Origin of the sequence: Streptomyces sp. AcH 505 (genome assembly GCF_000818175.1) — a bacterium.
GTDB lineage: Bacteria > Actinomycetota > Actinomycetes > Streptomycetales > Streptomycetaceae > Streptomyces.
On sequence record NZ_JTIY01000001.1, the window covers coordinates 3,898,323 to 3,906,410 of the forward strand.

10 protein-coding genes and 1 pseudogene are annotated in these 8,088 nt (G+C 71.7%); 5 read left to right on the forward strand and 6 right to left on the reverse strand.

Annotated features, from left to right (window positions below):
• Window positions 1-167: 167 nt before the first annotated feature.
• Window positions 168-578: a VOC family protein gene (locus tag HY68_RS17790; RefSeq protein ID WP_041990030.1), complete on the forward strand. Its 411-nt coding sequence runs from the start codon at window positions 168-170 to the stop codon at window positions 576-578.
• A gap of 66 nt (window positions 579-644) precedes the next feature.
• Entirely contained in the window at window positions 645-1,427 is a 783-nt protein-coding gene (locus HY68_RS17795) for a TSUP family transporter (protein ID WP_041990032.1), read from the forward strand.
• A 9-nt stretch (window positions 1,428-1,436) separates the two neighbouring features.
• Here the strand turns inward: HY68_RS17795 and HY68_RS17800 are convergent, their stop codons facing one another.
• The 3 genes and pseudogenes from HY68_RS17800 to HY68_RS17810 form a co-directional block, all read right to left on the reverse strand.
• Window positions 1,437-2,060, reverse strand: a complete 624-nt coding sequence (locus tag HY68_RS17800; RefSeq protein WP_041990035.1) for a class F sortase — start codon at window positions 2,058-2,060, stop codon at window positions 1,437-1,439.
• Between the two features lie 120 nt (window positions 2,061-2,180).
• Window positions 2,181-2,635, reverse strand: a pseudogene (locus HY68_RS17805) (hypothetical protein).
• A 501-nt stretch (window positions 2,636-3,136) separates the two neighbouring features.
• A complete protein-coding gene (locus HY68_RS17810; RefSeq protein ID WP_041996431.1) occupies window positions 3,137-3,883 on the reverse strand; it encodes an SDR family oxidoreductase in 747 nt (248 codons plus the stop codon).
• A gap of 94 nt (window positions 3,884-3,977) precedes the next feature.
• Here HY68_RS17810 and HY68_RS17815 point away from each other — a divergent pair, with 94 nt between their 5' ends.
• On the forward strand, window positions 3,978-4,610 hold the full coding sequence (locus HY68_RS17815) for a TetR/AcrR family transcriptional regulator (RefSeq protein ID WP_041990040.1): 633 nt from the start codon (window positions 3,978-3,980) through the stop codon (window positions 4,608-4,610).
• Window positions 4,611-4,625: 15 nt separating this feature from the next.
• Here HY68_RS17815 and HY68_RS17820 read toward each other — a convergent pair whose 3' ends face one another.
• Window positions 4,626-5,414 (reverse strand): aminotransferase class IV, encoded by a 789-nt coding sequence (locus HY68_RS17820; RefSeq protein ID WP_041996434.1) that lies wholly within the window; start codon window positions 5,412-5,414, stop codon window positions 4,626-4,628.
• 21 nt (window positions 5,415-5,435) lie between these two features.
• Entirely contained in the window at window positions 5,436-5,894 is a 459-nt protein-coding gene (gene soxR, locus HY68_RS17825; RefSeq protein WP_041990042.1) for a redox-sensitive transcriptional activator SoxR, read from the reverse strand.
• Between the two features lie 52 nt (window positions 5,895-5,946).
• Between soxR and HY68_RS17830 the strand changes: the two genes are divergently transcribed.
• Window positions 5,947-6,549 carry an NAD(P)H-dependent oxidoreductase gene (locus HY68_RS17830; RefSeq protein WP_041990044.1) on the forward strand — a complete coding sequence of 201 codons (603 nt, stop codon included), beginning with the start codon at window positions 5,947-5,949 and terminating at the stop codon, window positions 6,547-6,549.
• Window positions 6,550-6,615: 66 nt separating this feature from the next.
• Window positions 6,616-6,942: a divalent-cation tolerance protein CutA gene (cutA, locus tag HY68_RS17835; protein ID WP_041990045.1), complete on the forward strand. Its 327-nt coding sequence runs from the start codon at window positions 6,616-6,618 to the stop codon at window positions 6,940-6,942.
• Window positions 6,943-6,946: 4 nt separating this feature from the next.
• Here cutA and HY68_RS17840 read toward each other — a convergent pair whose 3' ends face one another.
• Entirely contained in the window at window positions 6,947-7,630 is a 684-nt protein-coding gene (locus tag HY68_RS17840) for an ElyC/SanA/YdcF family protein (RefSeq protein WP_041990046.1), read from the reverse strand.
• Window positions 7,631-8,088: the final 458 nt, after the last annotated feature.

Below are 8,088 nucleotides of genomic sequence, written 5' to 3' on the forward strand. Positions count from 1 at the left end.
CGGGACGGGGCCGGAACCCGTGCGGGGGTCCGGCCCGTCCCGCCGCGTCATGCTGCCGAGATTCCCCGCTCGGCGCCGATGAGTTTCCGGCGGGGGCCCGGTCTGTCTTTTCGAACGCGCACCGAGCGCGACGCGCGCCTGGCGCGCCGAGAGAAATGAGACGGCCGATGCCCGCGATGATCTTCCTCAACCTGCCGGTCAGCGATGTCGAGGTCTCCAAGACCTTCTTCGAGAAGCTCGGCTACGCGAGCAATCCACAGTTCTCGGACGACCGGACGGCGTGCGTCGTCATCAGCGACACCATCTTCGTGATGCTCCTGGAGAAGTCCCGCTTCAAGGACTTCACGAAGAAGGACGTCGCCGACGCCGAGACGACCGCCGAGGCGCTGATCTGTCTCAACGCCGAGAGCCGCACCGCGGTGGACGAACTGGTGGACGCGGCTCTCGCCGCAGGCGGCTCACCCGCCCTCGCCCCGCAGGACCACGGCTTCATGTACCAGCGCTCGTTCCTGGACCCGGACCACCACCAGTGGGAGATCATGTGGATGGACCCGGCCGCCGTCGCGGGACAGAGCTGACGCCGCCCAGCGGGCCGGCGGCGGGGCGGGCGCGGGAGCCGGGGGACGGCGGCTAGGGTCGCGATCATGCCCGACATATCCCTGACCGTGCTCACCCTGCTCTGCCTCGCCGCGCTCGCTGCCGGGTGGATCGACGCCGTGGTGGGCGGTGGCGGGCTGCTGCTCCTGCCGGCGTTGCTGATCGGGCTGCCGCATGTGCCGGCGGCGAACATCCTCGGCACCAACAAGGCCGTCGCCATCGTCGGTACGTCCGGCGCCGCCGTCACGTATGTGCGCAAGGCGCCGGTCGAGTTGGGCACCGCCGTGCGGATCGGGCTGGTGGCGCTCGCCGGATCGATGACGGGCGCCTTCTTCGCCGCCGGGATCAGCAGCGACGTGCTGCGGCCGGTGATCATGGTGGTGCTGCTGGCGGTCGCGGCCTTCGTCCTGCTGCGGCCCGGTTTCGGCCGGGCGCAGCCGGGGGCCGGGCCGGTCACGCGGCGGCGTACGGTCCTCGCGATCGTCCTCGTGGGCGGCGGGATCGGCTTCTACGACGGGCTGTTCGGCCCCGGCACCGGGACCTTCCTGGTCCTGGCGCTCACCGCCGTACTGCGGCTCGACCTGGTCACCGCGTCCGCCAACGCGAAGATCGTGAACGTCTGCACCAACGGGGGCGCGCTCGCGATGTTCGCCTATCAGGGCACGGTGCTCTGGCAACTGGCCGCGCTCATGGCCGTGTTCAACCTGGCGGGCGGAATGCTGGGCGCGCGGACGGCGCTCAAGAAGGGCAGTGAGTTCGTACGCGGGGTGCTGCTGGTCGTGGTGTTCTCGCTGATCGCGAAGCTCGCCTTCGACCAGTGGGCGGCCTGAGCCGGCCGGTCACCCGACGAGATGGGCGTACGTGACGACGTTGCCCTGGTAGCCGGTCCTCGGCGAGAAGCCGCCGCCGCAGGTGATCACCCGCAGCTCGGCCCGGCCGGCCGAGCCGTACACCTTGCTGTCGGGGAAGTCGGCGTTCTCGTACACCTCGACCGCGTCCACGGTGAAGACTGCCGTACGGGAGTCCGCGCGTACGACGTCGATCCTGTCCCCCTTCTTCAGGGTGCCCAGGGAGTAGAAGACGGCGGGCCCGCGCGCGTTGTCGACATGGCCCGCGATGACGGCCGTCCCCTTGGCGCCGGGCGCCGCGCCGCCCCCGTACCACCCGGCGAGGTTGCTGTTCGCGGCCGGCGGTACGGCGAGACTGCCGTCGGCGGCGAGGCCGAGCCGCATCAGCGGCGCGTCGACCTCGATCTCCGGGATGCGCAGCCGTACCGGCGCCGACGCGGGCATCGGGTCGGCCGCCGCCCGGCTGTGGTGTCCTGGCCCGGCGGCGAAGGCCTGCGCGGCCGAAGGGGCGGGCGGGGTGACCGGGCGCGCGCCGTTCTGGACGAGCCAGACACCCGTACAGGCGACGGCGGCGAGCAGCCAGCCCTTCCTCCTGACCTGGGCGGTGACCGGCACGGTGAGCGACCTTTCCGCGGCTGGGATGCGGGGATCCGGGACTGCGGGATCCGGGACGGAGGTTCCCCGCCCCGGTCAGCGATGAGCATGACGGGGGCGGGGACGCCCGGACGGGACCTCCTAGTCCTCCTGCGTGCCGCTCGCCCGGCGACGCAGGAGCAGGGTCCCGCCCACGGCGGCGGCGGCCAGTACGGCCGTCCCCGCCGCGATCTGGGTGGTGTCGGGCCCGACGCTGCCGCCGACCCCCGTCTTCACATGGCCGACCGGCCCTGAATGGGCCCGTACGGTGACATCACCGTCGGCCTCCTTGCCGTTCTTGCACTTCGCGACGATCCGGTACGTGCCGGGCCTGGCGCCGTCCGGCACCGTGAACCGACCGACCACGACCTCTTTGTGCGTCTCGGCCTTCAGCTCGAACTCCCCGGCACCGAGTTCGCGGGCGTCGCCCTTGGCGTAGCCGCCTGGGCCGCAGGCCGTGGTGTTGACGGTGACGGTCGCGCCGGGAGGCGCGCTCGCCGGGGTCACCTCAAGCACCCCGGGCTTCCCGCCGCCGTGATCCCCGCCGCCCCACTGATCGCCGCCCTGGTCGCCGTCCCCGTGGTCACCACCCCAGTCCCCGCCGCCGGGACCCACGTCGCCGTGCTCCCCACCGGGAACCTCGCCACCGAGGCGCTCCTCGTCCGGGACGTCCGGAATCTCGCCCCCCGGGACCTCACCGGCTCCGGCCTCGGTGCCACCGAAGTCCCCGCCGCCGGCGTCACCGGCATCCGCGAAGGCACCGGTGGCGCTCGCGGTCATCAGTCCGAGCGAGGCAGCCGCGAGGGCGGCACCGGTCAGCAGGCGTGCAGTGCTGCGCATGGTGATCCTCCGTCGGAATCGCGGGTCTCCTCCGAGGTAAGTGCCACCACGAGCCGCACGCCTGCTGATGGCCGATCAGATTCCCGCCCCCAGGAGCGCGTGTCAGGCTTGCCAAACGCCGTCACCGCAGGTCACGGCCGAGGCCGACGAACAGACCCGCTCGCCACCCCCGCACGCGCCGAACGGGTGACGAGCCCGCGCCACGGGCCCGGTACGGCTCAGAGCTGGTTCTCGCCGCCGTCCACGTACAGGTTGGCGCCGAGGACGAAGCTGCTCCGGGCCGAGGCGAGGAAGGCCACCGCGTCGGCGACCTCTTCGGCGCGGCCGATCCGGCCCAGCGGCACACCCGCGACGAACTGGGCCTTGGTGACCGGCGCGTCTCCCTCGGCCACGGCGTCGACCGCGGGGGTGTCGATGGTGCCCGGAGAGATCGCGTTGACCCGGATGCCACGGTCCTTCAGCTCGTTGGCCCAGGTGCGGGCGAAGGACCGTACCGCCGCCTTCGAGGCCGCGTACGTGCCGAACGCCGCGACACCGTCGTCCGCGCGCACCGAGGAGTTGAGGATCACCGAAGCGCCGTCGTTGAGCAGCGGCAGCGCCTTCTGCACCGTGAACAGCGTGCCCCGTACGTTGACGCCGAAGGTCTCGTCGACGTGTTCCTCGGTGACCTCTTCCAGCGTCGCGAACGACGCGGTGCCCGCGTTGGCGAAGACGACGTCCAGGCCGCGGCCCCGGGCGCGGACCGCGTCGTAGAGCCGGTCCAGGTCGGCCAGGTTCGAGATGTCGCCCACCACACCGGTGGCCGCCGCAGGGCCGATGGTCTCGACGGCCGCGTCCAGCGCGGTCTTGCGCCGGCCGGTGATGAACACGTGCGCCCCGTCCGCCGCCAGCCGGACGGCGGTGGCCAGGCCGATCCCGCTGCTCCCGCCGGTGACGACGGCGGTCTTTCCTTCGAGCTGTCCCACGATCACGACCTCCACAGATTCGGTACCGATCGGTACCGAAAAAGACCGTAGCACCTTCCGCACCGACCGGTACGGAAGAGGTACGATCGACGACATGGACACCGGACAGAAGGCGCCGATCGGCCGGCCGAGGGGATTCGACACCGAAGAGGCCCTGGAACGCGCCATGCGGGTCTTCTGGGGGCAGGGCTACGAAGGCGCCAGCCTCACCGACCTGACCGCCGCCATGGGGATCAACCGCACCAGCATGTACGCGGCTTTCGGCAACAAGGAGGAGCTGTTCCGGAAGTGCCTGGAGCGCTACACGGAGGGCCCCGCCTCGTACGGGGTCCGCGCCCTGCGGGAGCCGACCGCCCGCGAGGTGGCCGCCGCGATGCTCAACGGCGCGGTCCTGGCCACCACCGGCGCCGCCGGCCCGGCCGGGTGCCTCGGCGTCCAGGGGTCCCTCGCAGCCGGTGAGCCGGGAAGCCACGCCCGCGACACCCTCGCCGCCTGGCGCGACGAGCACGTCTCCTACCTCAGCGACCGCTTCCAGCAGGCCGTGGACGAAGGCGACCTGCCGCCCGACGCCGATCCCGGTCTGCTCGCCCGGCACCTCATGACCGTGGCGAACGGCATCGCCGTCCAGGCCGCCGGCGGTGTCACGCGCGACGTCCTCCAGCAGGTGGCCGACATGACCCTGCGCAGCTGGCCACCCGCCACGGCCCCGGCTCAGCCGGCCGCCTGAGGCGCCCCCGGCCGGTCACGGGCGCTCCCACTCCATCGACTCGTACACGGCCCGCACCCGCGCCAACAGCTCCGCGTCGCCAGGGAACTCGACGTCGTCGATCCGGCTCACCGGCACCACGCCGTGCGAGTTGGTGTGGAACGCGGCCCGGAAACCGGCCAGTTCCGACAGCGTGACCTCGCGCCGTACGGAAGGCAGGCCCGCACTGGCCAGCCGGGGCTCGACCAGCGCCATGGTGATGCCCGTCAGGATGGCGCCCTGCGGCCAGATCACCGAACTGCCGTCCCAGAAGCCGACGTTGGCGATGCTGCCTTCCAGGACGACCCCACCCGGACCGGTCAGCAGCGCGTCGTCGAAGCCCGCCCGGACCGCGCGGTGACCGTGGTAGATCTGCCCGAAGCCGCCCAGATGCTTGAGATGGGCGGCGGGGCGCTCGTACGCGACGGACATCAGGCTCACCGCCCGCTCGTCCGGCACCGCCGGCGGCCGTACGGTCACCATCAGGCTCAACTCCGAAGGCAGCTCGGCCTGATGCACGTACACCCGCGCCGACGCGTCCTCGACGTCACCGAGCGCGTGCCGCAACAGTGCCCGTACCCGCTCGCCCGCCACACCCACGCCGAACAGCTCCTGGCTCGCCGCGTCAAGACGGGCGACATGCAGATCGATGCCACGCACCCCGCCGCCCCTGACCTGCATGGCGGTGAAGTGCCCGTAGTTGTTGAGCGCGCGCATCCGCAGGTCGGACTCGGTGGCCGGACGCCCGTCCACCTCGATGAGCAGTTCTGGAGCCTCGGTCGTCATGCCGGTCACGGTACGACGAGGTCAGTCCTCTATCAGCCGCCGGGGTCCGGGGCCGTGCGAGGCCAGTTCGTCGCCCGGGTTGGACAGGACGCAGCGGTCCAGCGAGAGACAGCCGCAGCCGATGCAGTCGGTGAGATTGTCACGCAGCCGCTGAAGGGTACGGATACGCGCTTCGAGGTCGGCGCGCCAGCACTCCGAGATCCGCGCCCAGTCCTCCTTCGTCGGCGTACGGTCCGCCGGCAGCAGCTCCAGGACGGCCCGGATGTCGGCCAGCGGGATGCCGAGCCGCTGCGAGGTGCGGATGAAGGCGACCCTGCGCAGCGTGTCGCGGCTGTAGCGCCGCTGGTTGCCCGACGTACGGCGGCTCCTGATGAGCCCCTCGCGCTCGTAGAAACGCAGCGCCGACGTGGCGACCCCACTGCGCGCCGCCAGCTCCCCGACCGTCGCTTCTTTGGCGTCCCAGGCGAGATGTGTCGTCATACGGCCCAGCGTAGCTTGACTTCAACTTTGGTTTAAGTATGAGGCTCTGTCCATGAACTCCACGCAGGACACCACCGCAGGGCCGCTGAAGCTGGCCGTCATCCTCGGCAGCAACCGGGAGGGGCGCTTCGGACCCGTCGTCGCCAACTGGTTCCTCGAACGGGCCTCCACACGCGCCGACTTCACCGTCGACCTGATCGATCTCGCCGAGACGGACCTGCCGACAGCGCCGTCGCCCGACCCCGGCCCCGGGCCGCTGGCCCAGCTCGCCAAGGTCACCTCACGACTCGCTTCCGCCGACGCCTTCGCCGTGCTCACCCCCGAGTACAACCATTCCTATCCCGCCTGCCTCAAGGCGCTGATCGACTGGCACTTCGCCGAATGGCAGGCCAAACCCGTCGGGTTCGTCTCGTACGGCGGGATGTCCGGCGGCCTGCGCGCCGTCGAACACCTGCGCCAGGTCTTCGCCGAACTGCACGCCGTCACGGTCAGGGACACGGTCTCCTTCCACAACGCCGGCGCCCTTTTCGACGCGGCGGGCAGCCCCAAGGACCCCTCGGGCCCGGACGGCGCCGCCAAGGCGATGCTCGACCAACTGGCCTGGTGGGCCCTGGCCCTGCGCGAGGCGAAGTCCGTACGCGCGTACGCCGGTTGACGAAGGGCCCCTGACGGGCACCCGGCCGGTACGGTGGATCGCGCCGCCGACCGTAAGGGAGCCCCGATGGGCGCCGACCACCTGACCGTGCTGACCACCACCGACACCGCAGAGAAGGCCGAAGCCCTCGCACGCGGCGCCGTCGAGTCCCGACTGGCCGCCTGCGCCCAGATCTCGGCGCCGGTCACCTCGGTCTACCGCTGGCAGGGCGAGATCGAGACAGCGCGCGAGTGGCAGATCCTCTTCAAGACCACCCAGGCCCGCTACCCCGAACTGGAAGCCCATCTGCTGGCGGCGCACGACTACGCGACACCGGAGATCATCGCGACGCCCGTCGTGGCGGGCAGCGAACCGTACCTGCGCTGGCTCACCGAGGAGACCGCCGCCGGGTGACCCGTCAGTGGGCGGCCAGCACCGACGTCACGCCCGGCTCGCGCGGGCCGAGGAAGTGCGGATCCGGCCGTACAGCAGCGTCCAGCGCGGCCTTGCCCGCCGCGAACACCTCGCGCACCCCGCCGTAGTACCAGGTCACATCATGCGGCTCGGCGACCCCGACCCCGTACGACTCGACGCCCGCCGCCTGGCACAGCGCGACGGCGCGCCGGACATGGAAGCCCTGCGTCACGAGCACCGCGTGGTCGACGCCGAAGATCTTCTTCGCGCGGACGCAGGAGTCCCAGGTGTCGAACCCCGCGTAGTCGCTGACGATCCGTCCGTCCGGCACCCCCCGCCCGGTGAGGTACGCGCGCATCGCGTCGGGCTCGTCGTACTCCACCCGGCTGTTGTCGCCGGTGACCAGCACGACCTTCACCTTGCCCGTCCGGTAGAGCGTCACGGCCGCGTCCAGCCGGTGGGCCAGGTACGGCGTGGGCCGCCCGTCCCGCAACCCCGCGCCGAAGACCACGGCCACATCCCTCGCCGGCACGTCGGCGACGGTCCGGACCCGGCTGTCGGCGACGGCGTGCATCCAGGCCGCGGGAGCGAGCGCCAGGACGCAGCCGGCCATGACGATCTGCACGGCACGCCGCTGCCCGCGCCGGGTACGGGGCAGCGTGATCTTCGGCAGCTTGAGTCGGCGCATGCCTATCAGGACGTGCCGAGACGCAGAACAGTTCGCTCGGGGAGCGGTCCGGCCCTGGATGCGCTGAAAGACGCGCCAAACGCAACCACTGACGCAAAAGGCGCGAGACGACCGCCACAGCAACCACCCCAACCCCAGCAGTCACACCAGCACCCGGCCAGGCACACCACGAACCCCGCCCCGCACGGGCACCCGCACCCGGCCAAGCACCCGCCACCACGAGCCCACCACGCCCGTGGAGCCCCCCGGCCGCCCCCCCTCAAAGAAGTACTTGCGGTGGAGGGCCGGGGGTCAAGGGTGGAGCGAAGCGCAATCGGCGGAGCCGACGCGACGCAGGAGCGCCCTTGATGCCCGGGCCGTAACCGCGACACTCAAACCCCAGGGGCGGCCCTACAGCCGCCCTCGACTCCCGTTCGCCCAGCCTCGGGCTCACGACCCCACCGCTTCCGGTTACCGTC